The sequence below is a fragment of the Leptospira licerasiae serovar Varillal str. VAR 010 genome (assembly GCF_000244755.1).
In the GTDB taxonomy this organism is placed as follows: Bacteria; Spirochaetota; Leptospiria; order Leptospirales; family Leptospiraceae; genus Leptospira_B; species Leptospira_B licerasiae.
Window position 1 is genome coordinate 1,386,884 of sequence record NZ_AHOO02000005.1, and the last position, 24,085, is coordinate 1,410,968.

Annotated in this window: 19 protein-coding genes; 14 read left to right on the forward strand and 5 right to left on the reverse strand. The window is 40.6% G+C overall.

The features are described from left to right. Positions 1-22 precede the first annotated feature (22 nt). On the reverse strand, positions 23-2,014 hold the full coding sequence (locus LEP1GSC185_RS07030; RefSeq protein WP_008594921.1) for a methyl-accepting chemotaxis protein: 1,992 nt from the start codon (positions 2,012-2,014) through the stop codon (positions 23-25). A 23-nt stretch (positions 2,015-2,037) separates the two neighbouring features. Further along, positions 2,038-4,032: a methyl-accepting chemotaxis protein gene (locus LEP1GSC185_RS07035; RefSeq protein WP_008595731.1), complete on the reverse strand. Its 1,995-nt coding sequence runs from the start codon at positions 4,030-4,032 to the stop codon at positions 2,038-2,040. Between the two features lie 308 nt (positions 4,033-4,340). Here LEP1GSC185_RS07035 and rsmH point away from each other — a divergent pair, with 308 nt between their 5' ends. The 13 genes from rsmH to LEP1GSC185_RS07100 all read left to right on the forward strand — a co-directional run bounded on the left by rsmH (position 4,341) and on the right by LEP1GSC185_RS07100 (position 19,830). Then, positions 4,341-5,303 carry a 16S rRNA (cytosine(1402)-N(4))-methyltransferase RsmH gene (gene rsmH / locus LEP1GSC185_RS07040; protein ID WP_008594702.1) on the forward strand — a complete coding sequence of 321 codons (963 nt, stop codon included), beginning with the start codon at positions 4,341-4,343 and terminating at the stop codon, positions 5,301-5,303. Continuing rightward, complete coding sequence (locus LEP1GSC185_RS07045; protein ID WP_008594785.1) at positions 5,300-5,659, forward strand: FtsB/FtsL family cell division protein; 360 nt, start codon at positions 5,300-5,302, stop codon at positions 5,657-5,659. Before rsmH ends, LEP1GSC185_RS07045 begins: the two co-directional genes overlap by 4 nt. Next, entirely contained in the window at positions 5,637-7,127 is a 1,491-nt protein-coding gene (locus tag LEP1GSC185_RS07050; RefSeq protein ID WP_008593739.1) for a UDP-N-acetylmuramoyl-L-alanyl-D-glutamate--2,6-diaminopimelate ligase, read from the forward strand. The genes LEP1GSC185_RS07045 and LEP1GSC185_RS07050 overlap by 23 nt, the downstream gene beginning before the upstream one ends. Positions 7,128-7,314: 187 nt before the next feature. Beyond that, the gene (mraY, locus tag LEP1GSC185_RS07055; protein WP_008594967.1) at positions 7,315-8,427 is read left to right on the forward strand and encodes a phospho-N-acetylmuramoyl-pentapeptide-transferase; all 1,113 of its coding nucleotides are present in this window, start codon (positions 7,315-7,317) and stop codon (positions 8,425-8,427) included. Continuing rightward, entirely contained in the window at positions 8,424-9,575 is a 1,152-nt protein-coding gene (locus LEP1GSC185_RS07060; protein WP_008593518.1) for a peptidoglycan glycosyltransferase FtsW, read from the forward strand. The genes mraY and LEP1GSC185_RS07060 overlap by 4 nt, the downstream gene beginning before the upstream one ends. Further along, positions 9,572-10,648: a UDP-N-acetylglucosamine--N-acetylmuramyl-(pentapeptide) pyrophosphoryl-undecaprenol N-acetylglucosamine transferase gene (locus tag LEP1GSC185_RS07065; protein ID WP_008595025.1), complete on the forward strand. Its 1,077-nt coding sequence runs from the start codon at positions 9,572-9,574 to the stop codon at positions 10,646-10,648. The genes LEP1GSC185_RS07060 and LEP1GSC185_RS07065 overlap by 4 nt, the downstream gene beginning before the upstream one ends. After that, positions 10,648-12,045, forward strand: a complete 1,398-nt coding sequence (gene murC / locus LEP1GSC185_RS07070) for a UDP-N-acetylmuramate--L-alanine ligase (protein ID WP_008593585.1) — start codon at positions 10,648-10,650, stop codon at positions 12,043-12,045. Before LEP1GSC185_RS07065 ends, murC begins: the two co-directional genes overlap by 1 nt. Before the next feature lie 137 nt (positions 12,046-12,182). Beyond that, complete coding sequence (locus tag LEP1GSC185_RS07075) at positions 12,183-13,181, forward strand: glycosyltransferase family 2 protein (RefSeq protein WP_008595798.1); 999 nt, start codon at positions 12,183-12,185, stop codon at positions 13,179-13,181. 5 nt (positions 13,182-13,186) lie between these two features. Continuing rightward, a complete protein-coding gene (locus LEP1GSC185_RS07080; RefSeq protein WP_008594427.1) occupies positions 13,187-14,293 on the forward strand; it encodes a glycosyltransferase in 1,107 nt (368 codons plus the stop codon). Between the two features lie 111 nt (positions 14,294-14,404). Then, a complete protein-coding gene (locus LEP1GSC185_RS07085; RefSeq protein ID WP_008595594.1) occupies positions 14,405-15,823 on the forward strand; it encodes a lipopolysaccharide biosynthesis protein in 1,419 nt (472 codons plus the stop codon). Positions 15,824-15,874: 51 nt separating this feature from the next. Beyond that, positions 15,875-16,786: a polysaccharide pyruvyl transferase family protein gene (locus LEP1GSC185_RS07090; protein WP_008596490.1), complete on the forward strand. Its 912-nt coding sequence runs from the start codon at positions 15,875-15,877 to the stop codon at positions 16,784-16,786. 12 nt (positions 16,787-16,798) lie between these two features. Continuing rightward, positions 16,799-17,791 carry a glycosyltransferase gene (locus tag LEP1GSC185_RS07095; RefSeq protein ID WP_008594148.1) on the forward strand — a complete coding sequence of 331 codons (993 nt, stop codon included), beginning with the start codon at positions 16,799-16,801 and terminating at the stop codon, positions 17,789-17,791. Then, positions 17,788-19,830: an acyltransferase family protein gene (locus LEP1GSC185_RS07100; RefSeq protein ID WP_008595409.1), complete on the forward strand. Its 2,043-nt coding sequence runs from the start codon at positions 17,788-17,790 to the stop codon at positions 19,828-19,830. Before LEP1GSC185_RS07095 ends, LEP1GSC185_RS07100 begins: the two co-directional genes overlap by 4 nt. Positions 19,831-19,878: 48 nt before the next feature. Here LEP1GSC185_RS07100 and LEP1GSC185_RS07105 read toward each other — a convergent pair whose 3' ends face one another. Genes LEP1GSC185_RS07105 through LEP1GSC185_RS07115 form a run of 3 tightly spaced genes read right to left on the reverse strand, consistent with a single transcriptional unit; the run spans position 19,879 to position 22,943 of the window. Next, positions 19,879-20,997 (reverse strand): 5-(carboxyamino)imidazole ribonucleotide synthase, encoded by a 1,119-nt coding sequence (locus LEP1GSC185_RS07105; RefSeq protein WP_008594409.1) that lies wholly within the window; start codon positions 20,995-20,997, stop codon positions 19,879-19,881. Further along, positions 20,994-21,482, reverse strand: coding sequence for a 5-(carboxyamino)imidazole ribonucleotide mutase (purE, locus tag LEP1GSC185_RS07110; protein WP_008595503.1), 489 nt, complete (start codon positions 21,480-21,482; stop codon positions 20,994-20,996). The genes LEP1GSC185_RS07105 and purE overlap by 4 nt, the downstream gene beginning before the upstream one ends. 48 nt (positions 21,483-21,530) lie before the next feature. Then, entirely contained in the window at positions 21,531-22,943 is a 1,413-nt protein-coding gene (locus tag LEP1GSC185_RS07115) for a UDP-N-acetylmuramoyl-tripeptide--D-alanyl-D-alanine ligase (RefSeq protein WP_008594687.1), read from the reverse strand. A 91-nt stretch (positions 22,944-23,034) separates the two neighbouring features. Here LEP1GSC185_RS07115 and LEP1GSC185_RS07120 point away from each other — a divergent pair, with 91 nt between their 5' ends. Beyond that, entirely contained in the window at positions 23,035-24,084 is a 1,050-nt protein-coding gene (locus LEP1GSC185_RS07120; RefSeq protein WP_008595758.1) for a Gfo/Idh/MocA family protein, read from the forward strand. Position 24,085 lies beyond the last annotated feature (1 nt).

A 24,085-nucleotide genomic window follows, 5' to 3' on the forward strand; every position in this document is an offset into this window, starting at 1 on the left:
ATCCGTTTAATTTTCTAAACGATTATAGTTTAAATTTTTCCGAGATATTTTTGAGTATCTCCGCAGTATTGGAGAGATTTCGGGCGGAAGAGGACATTTGTTCCGCTCCGGAGGCAGTATTGATCGTATGTTCGTTGATCTGCATGATCACTTGAGAAATTTCGGAGACAGCTTTTTTCTGTTCATCGGTCGATAGTTTTACAGCTTCCGATTCTGTTCTTACTTTTCCTGCGTTATCTGTCACTGCCTGGTTGATCTCAGTTTGGGACCCTGTAATGGAATACAATCTATCCATAGCGTCTGAAACCTGGTCCACATTCCGGATGATCGCATGAATGATCTCTGTAGATGCTTGTATCCCTTTGGCTCCGCTATCCAATTCTCCGGTATTTTTGGTGATCATCGCTGAGATGGATTTGATAGAAGAGGCTGTCTTTTCCGAAAGTTTGGAGATCTCTTCCGCAACGACTGCGAATCCCTTTCCCGCTTCTCCTGCTCTTGCAGCTTCTATCGCTGCGTTTAATGCGAGTAATTGTGTTTGTTCTGAGATATCGTTAATGATCCCGATGATTGCGGTCATCTCTCCCGAAGATTTCAGAATATTCGAGATCATTGCGTTCATCCCTGAAAGAGATTCTTCTCCTTTTTTAGCCTGGTGAGAAATGGACTTTGCCATGTTCAAGGTAGCTTGGACCTCGTTTCCGATCTGATTTACACTTTGAGAAAGTTCTGTGATCTTGATCTGAAATTCGGAGATATTCTTGTACTGGTTGTAAATGGAACCGGAAATATTATCCATCCCAGCGGACATTTCTTCCACTGTGGCGGACATTTCTTCCGTAGAGGCCGCAGTGGACTGAGCTCCATTGGAGAAGTTTTCCGAACTTGCGGATAATTCTTCGGCCGAAGCCGCAAGTTCCTGGGAGATCTTTTGGATATCTCTTACTGAAGTTCTCAAACTTTCTAAGAAAGAGTTGGTGTCCTTACTTAGATCTCCTATCTCATCTTCATGATAAACTTTTAGGCTCGCTGTTAGGTCTCCCGTAGACATGGAGCGAAACAATTCTCTTGCTTCTTGCAAAGGATGAAGGCGAACATTCACTATTTTATAGATAATGAATATGGAAACGATTAAGAAGACGAGTGCAAATGCTATGATCCTAAATAACATTTGGTGGACTACTTCTGCGAGTTCGTCCTTTGATACGACTGCGGAAACTCTAAGGCCGTATTCCGGAACATCATAAACGGTAGCGATTTTGTCCTTTTTGAAAAAATACTCCATATGTTGTTCGGAAGGAAGGGTCATTAACTTTTTCCCCCAATCCGTTTTACTTAGATCCAATTTTAGGATCAGAGATTTGTCAGGGTGTCCAACGACTACTCCGTCCATATCTGTGATCGCTATATAACCGTCGGAGCCGATCGTGATTCCGTTCACTATGGTCTCGGTCATTTTGCTGAGAGAGATCGCAAAACCTAGAATACCTACCACTTTATTTGCGTCTTTGGTCGGCACAGTAAGGACGGCAACTGCCTCTCCAGTGACCGGAGAACGGTTTACCTTGCTTAAAAGATTTTTCCCTTCTAAGGCAGACTTAATATTTGAATCGAAGCCAGTTCCTCCCCAACGAAAATTGATTGCCTTTCCTGTTGCATCCGCGAAGACCAAAGGATTTTCCTCAGGGGTGGATAAGAATACGTTTTCATAAGTATCATATTTTTCGAATACGTTTGTTAATGTCGGATTCAGGCTGCCTTTATCTTTAGCAATAGTCGCTTTGATGAATGGAGTATTGGAATTTACGAACTCAGCCAAGGTAGTCTGTTGATCGAAAAAAAACTTAATATGTTTTCCGGCAAGTCTCGAGATCTTTTTCATCTCGTCAATGTAAGCTTCTTCCACATATTTTTTTGCTGTAAAGTACGCGAATGATGAGATCCCCACCGTAAGCAGAACGATTGTGACGGTACTTACCGCGAGAATGATGATCTTTAAACTGTTTCTTTGCATTTTTTGTTTCGGACCGGATTGAATTATATTTTGAACTTTTCGGTTATATTTTTCAGTACTTCCGCGGTAGTAGCAAGGTTCTGAGCCGATGAGGACATCTGCTCCGATCCTGACGCGGTATTTAAAGTATGCTCGTTGATCTGAGTGATTACTTGGGCGATCTCTCTGACCGCTCTTTTTTGTTCATCTGTTGCAAGTTTTACTGCTTCAGCTTCCGTTCCTACTCGATCCGATTGTTCATCCACGGATCTGTTCACGGATTCTTGAGCAGAAGTAATCTCGAATAGATGGTTCATTGCTTCGCCAACCGAGTCTACGTTTTTGATAATGCTATGTAGGATCTCTACGGAAGAACGAATTCCTTTAGCGCCTTCGTCCAATTCGGAATTGTTCTTATTGATCATTTCTCCGATTGATTTAATGGAAGACGCAGTTTTGACGGAAAGTTTGGAGATCTCTTCCGCAACGACTGCGAATCCTTTTCCCGCTTCTCCAGCTCTTGCCGCTTCTATCGCTGCGTTTAATGCAAGTAATTGTGTTTGATCGGAAATATCGTTGATGATCCCGATGATAGATTTCATTTCGCCGGAGGATTTTAGGATATTTTCTATCATGTTGCTCATTCCGGTGAGCGAACTTTCTCCTTTTTTTGCTTCTTGGGAGATGGACTCTGCGATTTGTAGGGTGTTTTTGATCTCTGAACCTATCTTTCTGACACCGGAAGATAATTCCTTTATTTTAGTATGAAATTCTAATATATTCGAATATTGTCTATCGGTGACCGAGGAGATATTTTCCATACCTGCGGACATCTCTTCCACGGTGGCGGACATCTGTTCGGAAGAGGCTGCTGTGGATTGGGCTCCGGTCGCAAAGCTTTGAGAAGAAACCGTCAATTCTTCCGCAGAGGAAGCTAACTCCATTGCGATCCGTTGGATATCAGTTAAAGAAGATCGTAGGCTCGCAATAAAAGAATTAAGATCAGCACTCATTGCGCCGATCTCGTCGTTGTATACGACTTGAATGTCCGCAGTTAGGTCGCCTTTGGACATTGTTTGGAAAAGTTTACTTGCGTTCTCTAAGGGGTCCAGCCTCTTCTTTAGAAGAATATAAAGTAGGAAAATGGAAATCCCGACGGTGCTTAAGCTGATAATCCCGATAGAGAGAAGTAGTTCCACCAACGCTTCTCTGATCTCAGTTTTAGGTTGGATAGCGATTACGGACATTCTCCATTGGTCAAGCCTTGAAACCGTGGAATAACGATCCGATCCTCTGAAACTAAATTCGAAAATCTCTCCACTTTTTAATTCCAGCATTTTTTTGCCGTAGGGTTCTTTAGCCACGTCAAGGTTCATGATCATCTCTTTTTTAGGGTGGGCGATCACGAGCCCAGCTTGGCTCATTACGGAAACATAACCTTGTTCCCCGATGCGGATCTTATTAATCACTTTTTCGGAAACATCTTCGAAAGAGAGGGCGATGTTCAAGACTCCGACAATATTCGCACCGTTACGGATCGGAACAGAGATCACTGCAACAGGCAGTCCCGTAATAGGAGATTTTTGAGGCGGACCTAAATAATATTTTCCCTCTTTTACTGCGGCGACATTTTCCTTTAACTCGTCCCCTTGGGCTTTGTAACCCAGGGACTTTCCGTCTAAACTATCAGCTAAGATCCTTTTTTCTCCGTCCAGGCTCATCACGAAAATATTTTCGTAGATCCCGTATCTTTGGTGTACTTCTTTAAAAAAATCTCCGGCAATCGGTTTTCCGGTAAGTGCGGTTTGTATTGCCCTCGGATCTGCGGCTAACGTTTTAGCTACATTTGTATGAGAAAGTAGGAATGCGTCGAACTCTTGAGCGACCACCGCTACCACATTCTGCATTTGGTTTAAATGGTTTTCTGTGATCTTCTTTTGGCCGAAATAGTAGGCGTTGCCCGAGATCAATAACGCTAATACCGTAAGAATAAGGACGCCCGCGCCTAGAAGAATGAATTTTAAACTGCTTTTTTGCATACTTATAATAAGGCCTTCCTATAGAGGCTGAGAGTTATAATAATTCGTCGGCTCAATCGGACGAATCCTTTCAAGCCTTTGTCACTAAAGCGGATTTTTATTTATGAAGAAGGTAGAACGTCCGGCATTGTATCTAGTAAAGTCGAACAGTCAAGAATTTAGTGCTTTCGCGTTAGCGAGATTGTGCTCTTACTCATTTGGGATTATGTATGTATAGGTTTGGCACTATTGTAGGAGTTCCAACATAGCCTAGAAAGAATATGAAATCGGCACGGTTCTTGGTTGCGTTTTGGATAAGCGGGTAGAACTTGGAAAACGAATTGGAACCTGTCCATTATTCGGTGCTCTATCGGGAGATTCTTTCCTTCTTCCTTTCCGTATTCGATAAGGACCGAGAACTCCTTTTTTTGGACGGAACGGCTGGAGAAGGAGGACATAGTCTTCTGCTCTTAGAACAGTTCCCGAATTCCAAATTGGTTTTGGTGGATCGGGATTCGGTCATGTTATCCAGGGCCAAAACAAGACTTTCCGCTTATTCTTCCAGAATCATTCCTATCGAAGCTAATTTTTCGGATCTAGATCCGGAGTTCTTAAACGGCTTCGGTGTTTCCAATCCGCCGGACGGTATCCTTTTGGATTTGGGAATTTCTACATTTCATCTATTACATGCAGGAAGAGGTTTTAGTTTCAGGGAAAATGAACCTCTAGATATGAGACTTTCATCTTCCGGCGGTATTTCTGCGGAAGATGTGATCAATACCTATCCAGAAAAAGCTTTGAGTAAAATTTTCTACGAGTATGGAGAAGAGCGTTGGACCAAGAAGATCGTAGAAGCGATCTTAGAAAGAAGGAGACATTCTCGGATCGGTTACTCCGGAGATCTTGCACAATTAGTTTCGAGAGTGATCCCCAGAAAGTTTTGGCCTCCCGGGAGACACCCCGCTACTAGAGTTTTCCAAGCTTTGAGAATAGAAGTGAATCAGGAACTTCTCCACATTGAAATAGGTGTCAAAAAACTTTTGGATCTGGTCGCAAAGGGCGGACTCTTACAAGTGATCTCTTTTCATTCTTTGGAAGATAGGATCGTTAAAAATTTATTCAGGGATTATGCAAGAGGTGGAGAAGCTAAACTTCTAACCAAAAAACCTGTCCTTCCCTCGGAAGCTGAGACAAAAGAAAATCCGGCCTCTCGTTCCGCAAAATTACGTGTCATCCTTAAATCGCTTCCTACCGATATGGAAGATGAAGAAGAGGAGGACGAAGAAGAATGAGCAGGGTTTCCGAATTTCTATCCCTTCGTCTTTGGCCCGACCTCGGATTTTTGTTTAGAGTGTTCGGCTGGATTATCGCTCCATTTAGTATTGCACTTTTATTCGTTTGGCAGAATGTTCAGGTCTCCAGATTAAATCGAGAACTTGCGATCGCTTCCCAAGAAAAAGAAAAACTTTTAAAAAAGAATGACGACTTAAAGATAGGAATGGCCACTTATACTTCTGCCCGGAGAATAGAAGCGCTTTATCGTAAGACATATCATTATTTACCGATCACAGTTGGAGATCGGATCATCACAGTGACTCTTCCTCCGGAAAGAAACGAGGCGGAACTTGAAACTTTCAGATCTCCTTAATCTTTTTCCGAATATTCAACTAATATCAGGATCTTTTACTTCGGATGAAACGTTCGACTTTGTACGCACGGATTCTAGAAAATTAAATCCGAACGATCTATTCTGCCTCCCCGATTCTTCCGGAGACAAAGGAGCAGAATACGCTAAGGCTGCTCCTTCTAAATATATATTAATAGGATCTAAATTAAAGATTCCGAAATTAGAGAATAAGATCGTTCTTAAGGTCGATTCCGATCCGGAAAGTTTGGCCGGTCCGATTGCTTCCTTTATTTTGGGGGATCCTTCTTCCAGGCTGAAAGTAATCGGAGTTACCGGGACAAACGGTAAAACTTCTTTAACTCATATCTTGGCTTACCTCGGAGAATCCCAAGGAAAATCCTGCGGGATTATCGGCACCACCGGCGTTAAATTTAAAGGGATCTTATCGGACACAGGGTATACCACTCCCGATCCAAGCAGCCTACAATCCATTCTGAAAGAAATGTATGATGCAGGAGTGGAATATGTATTTATGGAAGCGAGTTCTCACGGGTTGAAATTGGGAAGAACGAACGGAGTCCATTTCAAAGTCGGAGTATTTTCCAATCTTACTCAGGATCATTTGGATTTTCATCCAAACATGGAAGATTATAGAAACAGTAAGGCGCTTTTATTTTCTTCCTTAGCCTTAAATCCGGAAACTTTCGGAGTTATAGATTCAGATGCTCCCGGAGGAAGAGAATTTAAATCCGTCGTAGAGGCTAATTCCCCCGATCTGAAAATTTTCTCTCTTGGGAGAAGTTCGGGAGAATTCGAGATCCATTCCGAAGCGTTCTCTTTGGAAAAAACTTCTTACCAAATCAGACTTTCGGATGACTGGGGTGGAGATACTGAAGTTAACACCAATCTTCTGGGAGGTTTCAACGTTAGGAATACTGCACTTGCGTTTGTGACTGCGCTTGGTTTAGGCTGGGAGAAAAAGTCGATTCTCTCCGCTTTGGAAAGTATTCCCCAGATCCCGGGAAGATTTCAGATCTATTATAGCAAAGACAGATCTAGAATGGCAGTGGTGGACTATGCTCATACTCCGGATGCTTTGGAGAATATTTTAAGAAGTATCCGAAAATCCAAACCGAAAGAGCTGATCGCTCTTTTCGGTTGTGGAGGAGATAGAGATAAAACCAAACGCCCTAAGATGGCAAAGATAGCCCAAGAACTTGCGGACAAGGTAATACTCACTTCGGATAATCCTAGGACGGAAAATCCTGAAAGCATCTTGGATGATATTCAAGCAGGCTTTTCCGCCGGATATTCTCCCATGATCAGAGAAGCAGATAGAGCAAAGGCGATCCTTTACGGGATCTCTCACTTAAAAGAGGGGGGCTGTCTTCTTGTTGCCGGGAAGGGACATGAAGATTACCAGATCATAGGCAAAGATAAAAGGCATTTTGACGACGGAGAAGAGATCCGAAAGGCTTTCGGGCTCTAGTTTGCAACTCGGACTTCGCGAAGAGCCTGCCCATTGGCCGCAATACCTATTGCCGGCATAAATTTCCAAGATCCAAAAAAAATGGCGCAGATCCGAACTTGCGTCGATAATTAAGTCAGAGAAGAAGATTTTCTTTTTTACGTTTACTCGTACTTGGCGCGGGCGAATCTGTCTTCATAGAAACGATATGTTTTATTTTTTATACGAAAGATTTTTCCAAGATCTAGATTCATTAAGACTTTTCAGTTATGTAACCGTTCGGGCTTTAATGGCAGGGTTGACTTCTATGTTCCTGACTTTCTGGTTCGGGGGAAGAGTGATCGATTTCTTGCATGGATTAAAATTCAGGGAGAGTGTAAGGGACGACGGACCGAAATCTCATAGCGCCAAGTCCGGGACTCCGACAATGGGCGGCTTGATGATAGTCTCTGCGCTGGTCGTATCCGTTCTTCTTTGGGGAAATTTAAGAAATTCGAATATTCTACTATTGCTCGCTTGTGCTATCTCTTTTGCCACACTTGGATTTATAGACGACTACATGAAATCCGTAAAAAAGATCAAGGGCGGAATGAGGGCCCGCACCAAGTTTGCCGTTTCCGTAGTGTTGGCTGCGATATTTTGTGGAGTGTTCTTATATTCTACGGGAGAAGCTCCCAAAGGAACTACCGGTAAAATACTATTTCATTTGACTGATCTGTTTTTGCCATTCGTGAAAGGTCCGATCTTGTCCTGGGGCTATTTCGCTGTCCCATTTTCAATTTTAGTAATATTAGGATCTTCTCATGGAGTTAATTTGACCGACGGTTTGGACGGACTTGCAGGTGGAACTGCGGGGATAGTAGTCGGGACTCTCGGATTGATCGCTTATGTTTCCGGGACTCCTGTTGCCGCAAATTATCTAAATATTCCTTATCTTCCTCACGCTCATGAATATAGCGTGTTTCTTGCCGCTTTGACCGGAGCGTTGATTGGATTTCTTTGGTTTAATAGTCATCCTGCCCAAGTATTTATGGGGGATACCGGTTCTTTATTTTTAGGAGCAACGATCGGACTTACCTGCGTGATGTTAAAGAAAGAAATCCTACTCATCATCTTAGGCGGGATCTTTGTTGCGGAATCCTTGTCAGTAATCCTGCAGGTCGGTTCTTTTAAATTGACCCAAAAGAGAATTTTCAGAATGGCTCCACTGCATCACCATTTCGAATTGGGAGGAGTGCCTGAAACTAAGGTGGTCATCCGGTTTTGGATCGCGGCCATCATTCTCGCGATCATCTCCTTATCTAGTTTAAAAATACAATGAAGGCTCTCGGGAGAAAGTTCAAAGATTTTTGGGAATCTCCCGGTTCCCCCTTCGATCTGGTCTTAGTAGGATCGGTATTCTTTCTTTTACTCTTCGGAATATGCGTAATGTATTCCAGCTCCTCCGTTACCGCATGGAGGGAGTTCCAAGACTCAGAATATTTTCTAAAAAAACAATTGGTATGGGCTGCCATAGGCCTTGTAGTGTTTTTCTTCTTTGCGAATTTTCCTTATAAACGTTTGGAAAAATTTGCGTTAGGCGGAATTATTATCAGCGTCCTTCTTTTGGTTTTGGTATTTATTCCGGGAATCGGAAAATCGGTCGGGACTTACTATGGAAGGAACTTCCATAGATGGATCGGGATCGGGCCATACCAGTTACAACCTTCCGAGATTGCGAAGCTGGCGGTTGTGGTTTATCTATCTTCTCTTATCGTAAAGCTGAAACTAAAAGAGAATAGAGATCCTAAGAAGTTCATTCTTCCTGCAGTCTTATTGCTTGCGGTTTTAATATTGATCTTAGCAGAACCGGCTTTCGGGACCACGATGGAAATTTTATTCGTGGTGATCGCTTTTGTGTTCTTATTCGGATTTCCGGTCCGTAACCTTCTTCTTGTCGGTTTGGTCTCTCTTCCTTTAGCGTATCTTCTGATCAGCCAAGTAGGTTACAGAAGAAAAAGAATGGAAGTTTGGCTCGATCCATATCGATTCCGTTACGATGAAGGCCATCAATTAGTGACTTCTTTTAGAGCATTCTTAGATGGCGGTTGGTTTGGAAATAAATTGGCTAGCGGATATGCGCATAGATACCTAACGTATAGTCATACTGACTTTGTTCTCGCTACTTATGTGGAGGACTTCGGTTTTATAGGATTTTTATTCTTTTTTGCTTTGGTCATGATACTTCTTTCGAGAGTGTATGTTCTGCTAAAAAGAGTAGAGGATCCGTTCGGGTTCTATCTGGGAGCCGGTTTACTTTTTATTTTAGGTACTCAATTTGTGATCAATAGTTTTGTGGTAACTGGACTATTCCCGATCACAGGCATCAGCTTGCCGTTTATGAGTTACGGAGGATCTTCACTTCTCGTGGTTTTGGCGGCCTTCGGAATCCTTGTCAATATAACTAGAAAAGAAAACATAGGCGTATGAGATCGGTTTTAATCGCAGCCGGTGGGACCGGGGGGCATATTTCCCCTGGGGTCGCACTTGCGGAAAGTCTTGTAAGTCGGAAAGATTCCTTAGGTATATCTAACGTTTTTCTACATTCTCTTATCCGAAATAAGGATAATCCGGATCTAAAACAAGCTCCTTGCGAAGTTGTATGGCATAATACTCCGTCTCTTTCCGGAAATATTGTTTTATTACCTTTTCGATATGTATTCCAACTTATAAAATCTTGGATCAAGTTCAGGCAACTTGGGGTGGATGCAGTTGTAGGAATGGGCGGATATTCCAGCGTTCCTGCGCTTCTATATGCGGTGATCTTCGGTAAAAAATTATATTTATGCGAACAGAACTGTATTCCGGGAAAAGTAAATCGTATCTTCTTTAGATTTGCGGATAAGGTTGCATTTAGTTTTCCTCCCAAGGATACGAAACTTTCCTGTAGTTGGGAAATATTAGGAAATCCTTTAAGATCCAAAACCATTCCAAAACTTGCTTTGAAGTTCAGCGAGAAATGGGATCCTAAGAAGAAAAAACAATTTAACGTTTTAGTAATGGGCGGTTCCCAGGGCGCTAGACAGATCAATAATATGGTAGTCAGCCTGATGAAACACGAAGTAATCCAAGAAAGATTCCGTTTCAGGATGCTTACCGGAACCGCATTGTACGACGAAGTTTCCAAAAAGACTAAGGACGCGGACCTGATCTCTTATTCGGATAATATGGCGGAGCATTATGAATGGGCTAATTTGGTGATCGCTCGTTCCGGTTCCGGAGTACTTTCCGAATGTGCAGCTTATGCACTCCCAATGATACTCATCCCGTATCCGTTCGCTAAAGACGACCACCAAACGGCAAATGCAAAGTATATGGAAGCAAACGGCGCCGCTGCGTTACTCGAACAAAGGGACGAGGATGAAAGTAAATTGTTCCGCATTTTGAATGAGTTTGCGGAGGCTCCTGAACTCTTAAACCAAATGTCTATTAGATCATTAGAATGTTCTCATGTAGAAGCGTCTCAGGAAACGGTCGGCTTCTTTTTCGAAAATATTAAATAATGGAAAGCGGGTCTATCCAACAAAGACTGGGATTCTCCAAACCTTTTTTTCTCGGGATCGGCGGTTCCGGTATGTCCAGCCTTGCACATATATTGGCGGATGCCGGCTTTGAAGTTTCCGGTTATGACGGAAAAAAAAGTCAAGTAACCGATAACTTGGAGAAGAAGGGAGTAAAAATATTCTCTAAACTTTCCGACCTGGGAGAAAATATCGAATATGACTCCGCAATTTATTCTTCTGCCATACGTTTAGATTCTCATCCAATTGTAATATTCTTCAGGCAAAAAGGGATTCCATTCTTTCATAGATCGGAAGTTTTACATCGTTGTTTCGAGCATCTCACTTGTATCGCAGTAGGGGGCTCTCACGGGAAAACTACAACTACGGCGATGACTGCTCATATACTTAATGATCTAGGATATTCTCCGTCTGTTATGGTTGGGGGCGACGTTTCGTTTCTAAATGGGGTGGGCGGAAGGTTCTCTTCGGGAAAGATAGGGGTTTTTGAGTCGGATGAATCCGACGGAACCTTCTTAAATCATAAAGCCCAGGTGCGCATTCTAACGAATATTGACGAGGACCATCTGGACTTCTATCATACTAGAGAGAAGTTGCTGGAGGCATTTGCCCAATTTATTTCTTTCGGAACGGAGATGGTGATTTTGGATCTGGACGATCCTGGGATTTCCGATTGTCTTTCGCTAATACAAGATAGATCTAAAATTTTCGGATTTACTTCTTCTTCAAGCCCGAACGTTAAAGGCTCCGGCTTTAAGAGTTTAGTACATTATAAAATAGAAAATAAGAAACTGATATTCTACCTGGATGGAAAAGAATTCGAGATTACTTCTAGATTTCCTGGAAAACATTATCTAACGAATTCGCTCGCGGGAGTACTTGCCGCTTATTCTTTAGGAGCCGATCCGAAAGAAGCTGCTAGATCAGTTTCCGGATATGCGGGAGTCAAACGCAGATTAGAATACATCGGAAATAAGAACGGTGTGGATATTTATGATGACTACGGGCACCATCCTACAGAGGTCCAAGCGGTCCTTTCTTCTATCCGAGAGTTATCCGGAGGAAGAGGAAAGCCCGTGATCCTATTCCAACCTCATAGATATACTCGGACTAAAAACTTATACCTGGACTTCGCAAAAAGTTTGGACCAAGTAGATACGGTTCTACTTCTTCCTATCTATTCTGCGGGAGAAGATCCGATCCCTGGAGTTTCTTCGGAGTTGATTGCCGACAAAATGAGGATAAAACCTAAAATCCTTTCGGGAAATCTAAGTGCAGATCTCTTGATTTTGAAAGAGTTACTCAAACCCGGAGACGTATTTGTAAGTTTAGGAGCGGGGAATGTTCGGGACTGGGGACTAGAACTTCTGAAATCCTAAATTCTATTTTAGAATTTCTAATATAACTTATCTATTCTGGGTATAAATGAGCAACGGTTGCTCATTCTTTCTCGTTAGGGTTATCTTAAAAAGTATTGGACGAATCTCGAAAATCCCGCATTTTGACAAGTAGTAGAATGAAGTTAGTAATCAATATCCCTTGCTATAACGAGGAAAAAACTCTTTCTACGGTTCTTGCCGAGATCCCTAAAAAGATCCCTGGCATCCAAAAGATCGAAGTCCAAATTGTAGACGACGGTTCCACAGATCGCACCTCAGAGATTGCGGCTTCATACGGCTGTAAAATTATTTCCCACAAAAAAAACTTAGGCTTGGGCAGAGCATTCAAGTCCGGTATAGAGGCTGCTCTGGAAAGCGGCGCGGATATTTTCGTAAATACGGACGCTGATAACCAGTATCCTTCTTCTTATATTCCTGATCTGATCACTCCAGTCATGAATGGTTCCGTAGACATAGTTATCGGAAACCGAGTCCCATGGAAGGTGGAACATTTTTCTCCTTTAAAGAAAACTCTTCAATGGTTCGGAAATTTGATCGTCCGAAATCTGATCGGCACTAATATTCCTGATACCGTTTCCGGATTCAGGGCTTACTCAAGAGAAAGTCTTTTGAGATTGAATATAACTACTAAGTTTTCCTATGTCCTAGATACGATTGTGCAAGCAGTCAAAATGGATCTTGCTGTTTCTTCTATTCCGATCCCTACGAATCCTCCTACTCGAAAATCCAGACTGTTTAAGAACATTTTCCAACATATGTGGAAGTCAGGGACTTCCTTGGTAAGACTGTTGATCATTTATAGACCGTTTCAATTTTTCGGTGTTTTGGCCGTTACTACTTTCGTTCCAGCTCTCGCGATCGCGATCCGGTTTCTGATCTTTTTCTACTTAGGGATCGGAAAGGGGCATGTACAGTCTCTATTATTTGCGGTAGTTTTAGTGATTATTTCCGGGTTGTTTCTGGTCTCCGCGATCCTTGCGTTTTTGATCGGGAACAATAGAAAACTGAATGAAGAGATTTTGTATTACGAGAAGAAGAGGACTTTTTCAAAATACTATTCTGATAAATTAGATCATACGATAAAGTTCTCTAAAGGGCAGAAGTCTCCTCATTAACAGTTATGGTGAACATTGAGAATGTTTTCCTATTGGGACCTATAACCCCATATCGAGGAGGGATCGCTCAATACACAACTTTTTTAAAAAAATCTCTCTCTAAACTCTGTAATTTGCGGACTATATCTTTCAAAAGGCAATATCCTAAGTTTCTTTATCCTGGAGAAAGTGACGTAGATCCTTTTTCGACCGGAATAGATCCTGAAGTAAATTATTTACTTGATGCTTTAAATCCATTCAGCCTGATAAAAGTTGCGAATCATATTATTAAAAGTGAACCAGACTTAGTAATTCTTACCTGGTGGACTTTATTTTGGGCTCCAGGATTTGCCTTAATCGCCTTTCTTCTTCGTAGAAAAAAAATCCCGGTTATTTTTTTATGCCATAATCTTTCGGATCATGGGGCTATAGGTATAAAGAGAACGATCGTTGAGTTCTTATTATCACATGCAGATGGTTACATTGTGCATTCTATCGAACATAAGAATTTTTTAAAATTACATTATCCTGAAAAACCAGTATTAAGGATTCATATCCCTGCATACGAGGAATTTCCTGAGCCTAAAGGTTTATTAAAGAAACGAGGAAGATTGGAACTTCTATTTTTTGGTTTCATTCGACCTTATAAGGGTCTGGATATTTTATTGCATGCACTTGCTGAATTAAAGGATCCTGAGGTATACTTGACGGTTGCTGGTGAGACTTGGGAGAATAAAGAGATTCTCCAAGATCTGGTCAAAAATTTGGATTTAAAGAATGTAGAACTTCACCTTACTTATACGAAAGAAGAAGAACTAGCAGAGTTTTTTGGTAGATCAGATGCAGCTGTTCTTCCGTATCGCTCCGCATCTGGGACTGCGGTTGGTGCGGTCGCCTATCGATACGATTGTCCGATCATTGCCACTCGTGTAGGTGGACTTATTGATATCGTAACTGATGGAGAGACTGGGTATTTAGTTGAGCCTGAGTCCCCAGAGGCGATCGCGGAAAAGCTTAGAGGAATTTCTAGAAAGGATTTGGCTGGTATGAAAGGTGCGATCCGCAATTTCAAAAAAGAGCTTACATGGGAAAATGTAGCTGAGAAAATTTTAAAATTCAACTGGAGAAAATAGGGTAGCGGCCGAAAAAGAAAAAAATAAGGTTTTGAAATATCCAAATATACACTATCGTCGATTTAATTTGGCAAAAGTTCGACTTAAACTTGATTACTTCAGACTACCATTATGAGCAATAATTTAAGCTTAAGTAAGCTAACTCTGATATACGGAGTTGCTAATGTTTTCTCAAAAGGATTAACTTTTGTAGTATTTTTTATTTTTACCTTTTTTTTGAAAAAGGAAGAAATAGGGATTTTTGACCTTGTTCTGACAAGTTTTACCCTAGTTGTTCCGTTGGTAGCCTTACAGCTATATGATGGAATTCTTAGATGGTGCTTGAACTTAGAGAAGGACTCTATTGAAGTTTCAAAAATACTTTCCTCCGTTACGGTGGCGGTGTTTTTAAACCTTGTTTGTTTTTCTATAGTATATTGGATTTTAGCTCTTATAGTGGATATTCCATTTAGCTTTATCATTTACTTATTCTTAATATGCCAAGTAATCTATACAATTGTTCTGCAATTTGCGAGATCCATATCTTTGAATTTTGTTTATGCTTTTTCGGGGGTCCTTTATTCGGGAGTTTTTGCAATTGGTTCTTTAATCGTAATATTGGTTTCCGATTTTGGATTGAAGGGGATTATTTTTGCTAATCTGTTCTCTTCTTTCGTAGGGGTATTGTATCTCCTATATAAGACAAAATTCGTTTCTTACTTTAGTTTTTCTGCATTCGATCTGACATTATTGCGATCTATGTTACACTACACGATACCTTTGATCCCCAATCAAATTGGTTGGTGGGCAGTCTCTGAATCAAATAGGTATATGATACTATATTTTCTGGGGATTGGTGCAAATGGTTTGTTTGCAATTGCAATGAAATTCCCGAATATATTGTTGGTCTTGCATTTGATATTCAATCAAGCATGGCAAGAAAAGGTAATTCGTCTATTCGGAACAGCGGAAAGTAAAGAGTATTTTGACAATGTGATTGCTAAGTATCTAAAATTGATATTGGGTTTAACTGCTATTGCAATCGGATTTTCGAAACTTTTGTTACCGTATATTGTGAATCGAAATTATTTTGAAGTAGGGCATTATTTGCCGCTATTTTATTTTGCGGTTTGTTTTCAAGCCTTAGGCAGTTTTTATGGCGGTGGGTATCTCGCTGCTAAAAAAACTAAAGGTGCATTTTATACAACAATAGTCGGAGCCTTGGTGAACATAACGTTAAATTTCATTCTAATTCCTTATTTAGGATTGATGGGTTGTGCGATCTCTTTATTTGCTGGGAACGTTGCTTTATTTACTGCTCGCTATGTACATTCTCGATCCTTCTTTGAAATAGACTTTCCGATCAGAAGTTTATTAGTAAATTTGATTTTTCTTATCACATTTAGCATTTTCTCGATTTCGAATGTAGCATGGGTCTTAGGGTTAAATGCATTTGGGTGTGTTTTGTATTGTGCATATTTAAACAGGAATATGCTTAATCGTAATGTTCGATTTGGATTAAGTCAATTGGCAAAGGTTACTAAAAAGTGATTTGTGTGATTCATGAAAGTTTTCAGAATCTACTAATAATTTGAGCTAAGAATGAAGTTTATATATTATAAAGCTAAAAAGGGGAATTTTGGAGATGATTTGAACCCTTGGCTTTGGCCGCTCCTTTTTGGTCAAGAGGATGAGTCTGACGGTTTAGATCTGGTTGGAATTGGCTCGATCCTCTTTAATAATAATAAGATATTCAGTAAGGATCGTACGAAAATTGTTTTTGGGAGTGGGGTTCGCCCAATGCAGGATTCATTTAAGCCTTCTGAGAATTGGAGAATTTTATTTTTACGAGGCCCCTTATCATCCAGTTATTTAAATAACAATTATCCACATATTAGTGATGCTGCGTATTGTATTAGGCACACACAATTCTTTAAAGGGACTATAGATCAAAAGAAGAAATATGAGATTAGCTTTATGCCTCATTATCAATCCCTTGATTTTATCGATTGGGAGAGGATATGTCGCGAACTAAAGATCCATTTTATTTCAAGTAAATGTGAGTTAGGAGTCGAATATACTCTTAGAGAAATCGCTGCTTCTAAATTTTTAGTAACGGAAGCAATGCATGGTGCTATTTTAGCAGACGCTTTTCGTGTACCTTGGCATCGTTTCATTTTATCTACTCCATATACAGAAGGCCCCTTGATATCAGAGTTTAAATGGAATGATTGGCTTTTATCAATTAACAAAGCTGATAGCAGATTTACTGGAATTAAGCTTTATGAGAAATATTTATTAGGGAAAATGATAAATAGGATTACTGCCAATAGAATTAATATCGAGTTTTTTGCAAAGAATTCTGTTCAGCAAAAAATTTTGAGGGCGCTATCGCAAGTAGAAGGTTTTGCATTATCGGACAGCGAAGTAATTAATAAACTGGATACTCTTTTGGAGAAAGAAATTGAAAAAGTCAAAGAGTTCCAAAAGAGTAGTTATAAAGACAAGGCGTAGCGTTCGGATGCAATGACCATTGAATTAATTTCTCCCAAAAATTCACTCGGTATTACAAGATATTGTAAAGACTTTGAATCGATTTTTAAATCAAAAGGTATAAACGTAAAGTTATTACAAAAGCCTTCGAGTCCTGATTCTTTTGCACATTTTCATATAGGTAATAGTGGGCGTGAATTATTAGGTTTTGCTTTTCGTCATAGAGAAAAAGCGATTGTCACTATGCATGACGTTGTTCCTCGTCAGCCTGTATTAAGATTTTTTACGAAGCACATGCAATTATTTTTTCTACGTAAACATAAGTTAGTTGTTCATTCTGAATATGCTAAAAGGCTTGCGACCCGTATCGGATATGACAAGCCCATTGAAGTAATTCCGATGGGGCCTCACCCTTTGGATAGTTCATTAGATGTAGAGAAATATATTTCAATAAAGATGGAAAGAGCAGCCAACTTCAAGACTGAGGAAAGAGAAAAAAAAACGCTTCTACGTCTTTGCCAACCGGGAGTTGCTAAAAAAGCAAAAGCATTGCCTGAATTAGTAAAGGCGCTTTCAAAATATCCTCAAATTACCTTAGTAATCGCAGGTGGGGTAAAAGATAAAAAGACTCGAAATTTTATTCAGAAATTTAAAGGCTCAAATCTGATCGTGCTAGGCTATTGTAATGATGATGTTTTAAATGACGAAATATTGAAATCCGATTATGTTACTTGCTTCCGAACTGATTCCGTTGGTGAGGCAAATGGACCTTTGATTCTCTCCCATTATTTGGGAATACCTGTTGTCGGTTGGTCCTTAGGATCTATTCCTGAATATGCATTACCAGGAGATAGGCTATTCTCTGAAGGGACCTCTATTGAAGAAATATTAGGGATTCTTTTACATGATCACACGTTTCCTGAAGTTAAACCGGAGTTTCTCAGAAATCGAGTATTAGAATATTGGGATACAACATTTGAAAAATATAAAAATATGTATTTTGAATTGGGCTGGATATCTGTTTGAAACATAATGATTTAGTGAAATACCGTCCTGATATAGATGGTTTACGGGCAGTAGCTGTTCTTTCCGTTGTAATATTCCATGCTTTTCCTTCTGTCGTAACTGGTGGTTTCGTCGGAGTTGACGTCTTCTTTGTAATTTCCGGTTATCTTATTTCCAGTATTCTTTTTAAGAATTTAGAAAAGGGCACCTTTAGTTTCTTTGACTTTTATTCCCGCAGGATACGCCGTATTTTCCCAGCATTACTTACTGTGCTCATCTTCTGTTTGGTTTCTGGCTATTTTGTTCTCATGGGCGAAGAGTATAAGCAATTAGGAGAGCATACTCATGCAGGTAGTTTCTTTTTTTCTAATATTAAACTTTTAGATGAGTTATCAGATTATTTTGATAATGCTGCTGAGCTAAAGCCGTTGTTACACTTATGGTCATTGGGAATTGAAGAGCAATTCTATATAGCATGGCCCTTAGTGCTATTTATTGCTTGGCGCTTTAGGTTTAATTTATTCAGTATAACATTTTTATTCGCGTTACTTTCTTTAACATGGAATCTTGCAGATTATAAGAATAATCCAATTTACACTTTCTATCTTCCGTATTCTAGAATATGGGAACTATTATTTGGCGCGATTCTTGCTTGGTTCCAAACGTTTAACGGAAACTCTATTGCAGAGCTTTTACCGTCATATTTTAAAAAATTTAAATTCTTAAATCGTCCTATTTCTATCCCGATATTAAATGATAGAAAAATGCGGGACTTTTTGTCAATTTCTGGACTAATATTAATTTTTTGCGCCGTCTTTTTGTATAATAAAGATACTGCATATCCAGGATATGCAGCCATATTGCCGGTTACTGGGGCATTTTTACTCATTTTTTCCGGACCAGATGGACTCATTAATAGCAAATTTTTACGTTGGAAACCTCTTGTATTCGTTGGCTTAATTAGCTTTCCTTTATATTTATGGCATTGGCCTTTATTGTCATTTGCCTCTATTTTGGAATCTGGAACTCCTGAGTTAGTATGGAGATTAGTTGCTGTCCTTTTTTCCCTGATTTTTTCTATTTTAACTTGGCATTTCATCGAAAAGAAAATTCGTTTTCGAGAAAATAAATCTGTAATATTTGCGTTAGTTGGTCTTTTGATATTTGTCGGACTTCTCGGACGAAACATCTATAAGAGAAATGGATGGGAATGGAGAATTCGAGAATATAAACATAACGCCAAGATCTTTGAAGGTTGGAATACCGCAGAAGACGGCTGCGTACAAAGATTTCAATCAGAATATGGAAAAAATTTCCCCCATTGCCTTGTCGGAGATGCAAGTAAAGATCCTGACGTAGTTTTAATCGGAGATAGTCATGCAAATGCCTTGGCATATGGCTTGATACGAAAGTTTGAGTCTCAAGGATATAATCTCTTAAATATGAGTAAAGGGGGGTGCCCTCCATTTTTTGGAGTAGAGGATAATCCTAAGCACCCCTGTGAAGGACCAAATCATGTTTTGGAACTTCTCGAAAGGAATCCCAAGATTACAAAATTAATCCTCGCGAGTCGGGGGCCTAGATATCTTACCGGAAAGGGTTACGGAGAAATAGAAGCTAAATCTAGCGGTTCATTAAAATATAAATCTCGACCCGATATTACTGATCCACAGCAAGCATTTCAACAAGCCATGTATGATACTATTAAGAGGCTTACTGCTGCTAAAAAAGAAATAGTTTACATTGTAGATATACCTGAAATAGGATTTGATCCTAAGCGTTGCGTTCGACTAAGACCGTTTCAGTTAAAGTATAGCGATGTGGATCAAGAGTGTCGAATTAATAGAACGGATTTTGATAAGAGAAATATAGAATATCATAAAATTATAAGCTCTATTCAAAGAGATTTTCCAAGCGTAAAGATTTGGGAGGCATGGAAGTATCTTTGCGATGATAAGTTTTGCTACGCCAAAGTGGACGGAAAGTTATTATATCGTGATAGCAATCATCTTTCTTTAGATGGTTCTTACTGGCTAGGGGAAAAATACGATCCGAAATAGGATTTAAAATCTCCGGATTAGCTTGGTTTTTGGACCGAGCCAATCTTTCTAAAACGCCTTCTCCGCTCCATCCCCAACATAGTTCCAATGTCCCATTTTGCGGTCCTGCCTAGGATCGGACTTGCCATAAAGATGCAATGTGTATCTTTCATCTGCAAGGTAATTTGCCCAGAGAGTTGAGTCAGGAATATAATCCTGTCCTAAAATATTTTTCATAGAAGAAGGTTGAGAAGAGAGTTCCGAAGGAAACGGAAGTCCGGTAAGACATCTCAATTGAAGTTGGAATTGAGAAATGTTCGCTCCGTTTTGGGAGAAATGTCCCGAGTTATGCGGTCTTGGAGCAAATTCATTCAAGACGATCTTATCGCCTTTGATAAAGAATTCTAGACCGAATACGCCTATATAGTCTATCCCTTCTGCGAGTATCTTGGCGGATTCTATCATTTGTTTTTTGATAGGATCCGTAAAATTCCCAGGATGGATGGTAATATCTAAAATGTGATTTTTATGGATATTTTCGGAAGGAGAAAAACAAAGCATTTTTCCTTTTTGATCTCTTGCTAAGATCACGGAACCTTCTTTGTCGAATTCGTACCATTCTTCTAAGATCAGATCGAGCGGTTCTTGGCCTAACGAGCCTACCCATGCTCTAAACTCTTCTCTTGTTTTAAATTTGGTTTGTCCTTTGCCGTCGTAACCGAAGGAAGAAGTTTTTAATACAGCAGGGAATTTGGATGTTTCCGCCGCTTTCGTAGCTTCCGCTTTATTTGTGATCGGAAAAAAAGGTACAGTAGGAAGTCCTAATTTAGAAAATAATGTTTTTTCTTTGATCCTATGTTGTGCGATCCGGATACATTCCGGACTTGGAAAAACCGGAAGAGAATGTCTTTTGGAATAGTCGGCGATAAAATTCAGTTCCGCTCCCGGTATATTCTCGAATTCGAATGTAAGTGCTTCTATCGATTTCAAAAATATTTGAAGTGAATTTTCATCCTCATAAGGGGCAACCGTTTCAGAGGCTCCCGCTAACGAAGCGGGGCTATTTCTTTCCGGAGAATAAACGGATACCTGATAACCCATTCGGATCGCTTCTTGGGCGAACATTCTTCCGAGCTGTCCCGATCCCATTACTCCAAGCCTTGCGGGAGGATATAGAATTTTTGTCATATTAAGTCTTTGTTTTTGGACAATGCTTCTTCTTTGATATCGTTTCTGTATTGTTCCAATTTTTTAGATAATGTTTCGTCTTGTAGGGATAAGATCCTGGCTGCGAGCAGTCCTGCATTCTTTGCTCCGGCAGTTCCGATCGCTAGTGTTCCGACTGGGACTCCTCCAGGCATCTGCACTATGGACAATAAACTGTCCATTCCGGATAAGGCCTTACTTTGTATAGGCACTCCTAGTACGGGTAAAGTAGTGAGAGAAGCTACCATGCCGGGAAGATGAGCCGCTCCACCAGCACCTGCGATGATGATCTCAAAACCTTTGGATCTCGCGGATCTAGAAAATTCGAATAACAACTCTGGAGAACGATGTGCGGAGACGATTTCGGTGTGACATTCTATCCCGAATTGTTTCAGGATAGAGACCGTTTCTTTCATGGTTTCCCAATCGGAACTGCTTCCCATTATGACTGCGACTTTCGTTTTCACACTTGCAAATTCCTTTAATATCGATCCACCGGCAAGCCCGAAAACGTTCTAGGAAGCCTTAGTTCCTGAATTTAATTCTTCTACGGCTCTTTCTAATCTCATTCCTCTGGAGGCCTTTGCCAATAGATAAGAACCCTTAGGTACTTCTTTCCGGATAGTATCCACTAAGTTTTTAAGTCCTTCTTCGTCGCCGGGAAATGAGAAGGATAGAAGACCCGGACTCGCTTTTTTGCGGAAGCTCTTTAGCGCGTGAGAAGATTCGGTCCCGAATAAGAAAATACCTTTGCAGTTCTTTAAACCTGCTGCAAAACTTCCGATCTCGGTATGGAATTTGCGGGAATAATTTCCCACTTCTTTCATATCTCCTAATACTGCGTAAAATCCTTCTTCTCCTGCGATTTGGGAACACGCTTCCAATGAAGATAACATGGATTCCCTATTTGCATTATAAGTATCGTTTAGGATTTTATAATTTCCTACTTGGAAATCCAATCGTTTGTCTATGGATCTGAAATTTTGGATCCCATTCTGTATCCAATCAGTGGGAGCCCCTAATTCTTCCAGTAATGATACGCATAACGCTAGGTTTTCCAAAAGTTTGATCCCTGGAAGGCTCCAATTCAGGGAATAATTCAGGAACGATATCTTAAATCCGTCACGATTGGTCTCTATGATCTCTATTCTTCTTTTTAGAGGGACCGATTTGAACTTAATCCCGTAGCGTAGGCATTTTCGTTTTAGAAAATTCTTATATTCTCCGGACTCCGGATAGAACAGCACTCCACCTTTGTGCATTCCTTCCAAAACTTCCGCTTTTGCTTTTGCGATCCCCTTTCTAGAGCCGAGTAACTCTATATGAGCCGTTCCTATCGTTGTGATAAGCGAATAATCCGGCCTTGCCATTTTGCTTAGCCTGGAAATTTCTCCGGCATGGTTCATACCCATCTCGCATACAACGTATCTCGTTTTGGAATTGATACCGAATAATGTGAATGGAACTCCTATCTCGTTATTATAGTTTTTTTCCGTGACTAGTAAACCTTCTTCCAATGATGAAAGGCAGGAGGATAGGATCTCTTTTGTGGTGGTTTTTCCGCTGGAGCCGGTCACAGCGATCAGGATGGGATTAAATCTGGATCTATGGAATGTTGCAAGTTTTCCTAATGCAAGTAATGTGTCTTTGACTTGGATTGCTTTTGATCTTTGTTCTTGCGTGAGATTCTCTAAGATCGGATGGCCCTTCTCGCATAAAAAGTAAGAGGCCCCTTTTTCTAAGGCATCCAAGATAAATTCATGTCCGTCCCTATTTCCTCTTAAAGGAACGAACAAGGTCCCGGGTTCTACCATTCCGGATGCTGTGCTAATACTTTTTATCTCCGATTCCTTTTGAAAAGAGAAGTCGGACGAACTTTGTAAAACCCTTCGTACTGTTTCGGGATCGTATTGAAATGGGGCTTTCATCAGACCCAATATCTTCCTACCTAAAATACTCGCAGTCTATTTTTAAAAATTCCTCTTGCAAGCTCCCGGTTCCGGTTTTCAAGTATGTGGGATGCGAAAGACCAAGTTTGTTTTAATCGGTTTGGGAAGGATCGCTTCTTCCTTGGAAAAAGATCCATATCGTTCCAAGCCCTGCACTCATTCCGGGGTCTTATTCTCTTCTTGGGGTAAAAAAAATTTCGAGTTTGTAGGAGGAGTGGATCCCAATCCGGAAAAAAGGGAGATGTTCCGTAGGCAGTGGAAACTTCCCGAAGAGTCTACCTTCTCCGATCCGGATCATCTACCTTCTAAAAGTAAGCCGGAACTTGTGATCATTTCCAGTCCTTCCGAATCTCATTATACGAACGCGTTGGAATGGATTGAAAGAGGTGTTAAAAATTTTCTGATCGAGAAACCTGTTTGCGAAACTTTTCTACAAGCGAAGGATCTTGAAAAAATTTCACGCAAGAAAGGGATACGGATTTGGATCAATCATGAGAGAAGGTATCATCCTAAATACGTATGGGCCAAACAAGTTCTGGACTCTCAAAAATACGGACCGATCCGCACGATCCGTGCCTCTGTCCTAACTTCCGCCTTGGCTCCGGGTAGGGCATTCCAGGGAAGGACCGGGCCGTTATTCCACGACGGAACTCATGCAGTCGACCTGATCTATTGGTTTTTGGGAAAACCGGATCGTATCCGATCTTCTTTAACTAAAAGAAAAGGGTTCCCCATTGAGGACAGAGCTCTTGCTTTTTTAGAATATAAGTCCGGGCCGGCGGTGTTTTTGGAAGCGGGGGGCGCTCGGAAGTATTTTCAATTCGAGATGGATATTATGACCGAAGAGGCCCGTATCCTTCTATCCAATGACGGTATGAGACTTTTCGTTTCCAAACCTTCTAAGAAATACAAGGGATTTAATAGTTTGACGGAAGTCTCATTTCCCGAAAAATCATTCCTCGGATCGAACCCGTTTATGAACCTTTACGTGGAGATACGAAGTGTTCTTACGGGAAAGTCGGAAAGAATGACCGGGGATATCGGAGAAAATCTAGGCATCATGGAACTTTTACATAAGATCAAAACCGGCGCCGAAATTAGAACTGTTTCGGAAATCTAAT

Coding starts and splice junctions, on each gene's coding strand:
- LEP1GSC185_RS07035 (WP_008595731.1), bottom strand. CDS start 4,032: ATGCAAAAAAGCAGTTTAAAATTCATTCTTCTAGGCGCGGGCGTCCTT.
- LEP1GSC185_RS07095 (WP_008594148.1), top strand. CDS start 16,799: ATGACCATTGAATTAATTTCTCCCAAAAATTCACTCGGTATTACAAGA.
- LEP1GSC185_RS07075 (WP_008595798.1), top strand. CDS start 12,183: ATGAAGTTAGTAATCAATATCCCTTGCTATAACGAGGAAAAAACTCTT.
- murC (WP_008593585.1), top strand. CDS start 10,648: ATGGAAAGCGGGTCTATCCAACAAAGACTGGGATTCTCCAAACCTTTT.
- LEP1GSC185_RS07060 (WP_008593518.1), top strand. CDS start 8,424: ATGAAGGCTCTCGGGAGAAAGTTCAAAGATTTTTGGGAATCTCCCGGT.
- LEP1GSC185_RS07090 (WP_008596490.1), top strand. CDS start 15,875: ATGAAGTTTATATATTATAAAGCTAAAAAGGGGAATTTTGGAGATGAT.
- LEP1GSC185_RS07105 (WP_008594409.1), bottom strand. CDS start 20,997: ATGACAAAAATTCTATATCCTCCCGCAAGGCTTGGAGTAATGGGATCG.
- LEP1GSC185_RS07120 (WP_008595758.1), top strand. CDS start 23,035: ATGCGAAAGACCAAGTTTGTTTTAATCGGTTTGGGAAGGATCGCTTCT.
- LEP1GSC185_RS07065 (WP_008595025.1), top strand. CDS start 9,572: ATGAGATCGGTTTTAATCGCAGCCGGTGGGACCGGGGGGCATATTTCC.
- LEP1GSC185_RS07045 (WP_008594785.1), top strand. CDS start 5,300: ATGAGCAGGGTTTCCGAATTTCTATCCCTTCGTCTTTGGCCCGACCTC.
- LEP1GSC185_RS07080 (WP_008594427.1), top strand. CDS start 13,187: ATGGTGAACATTGAGAATGTTTTCCTATTGGGACCTATAACCCCATAT.
- mraY (WP_008594967.1), top strand. CDS start 7,315: ATGTTTTATTTTTTATACGAAAGATTTTTCCAAGATCTAGATTCATTA.
- LEP1GSC185_RS07030 (WP_008594921.1), bottom strand. CDS start 2,014: ATGCAAAGAAACAGTTTAAAGATCATCATTCTCGCGGTAAGTACCGTC.
- LEP1GSC185_RS07115 (WP_008594687.1), bottom strand. CDS start 22,943: ATGAAAGCCCCATTTCAATACGATCCCGAAACAGTACGAAGGGTTTTA.
- LEP1GSC185_RS07085 (WP_008595594.1), top strand. CDS start 14,405: ATGAGCAATAATTTAAGCTTAAGTAAGCTAACTCTGATATACGGAGTT.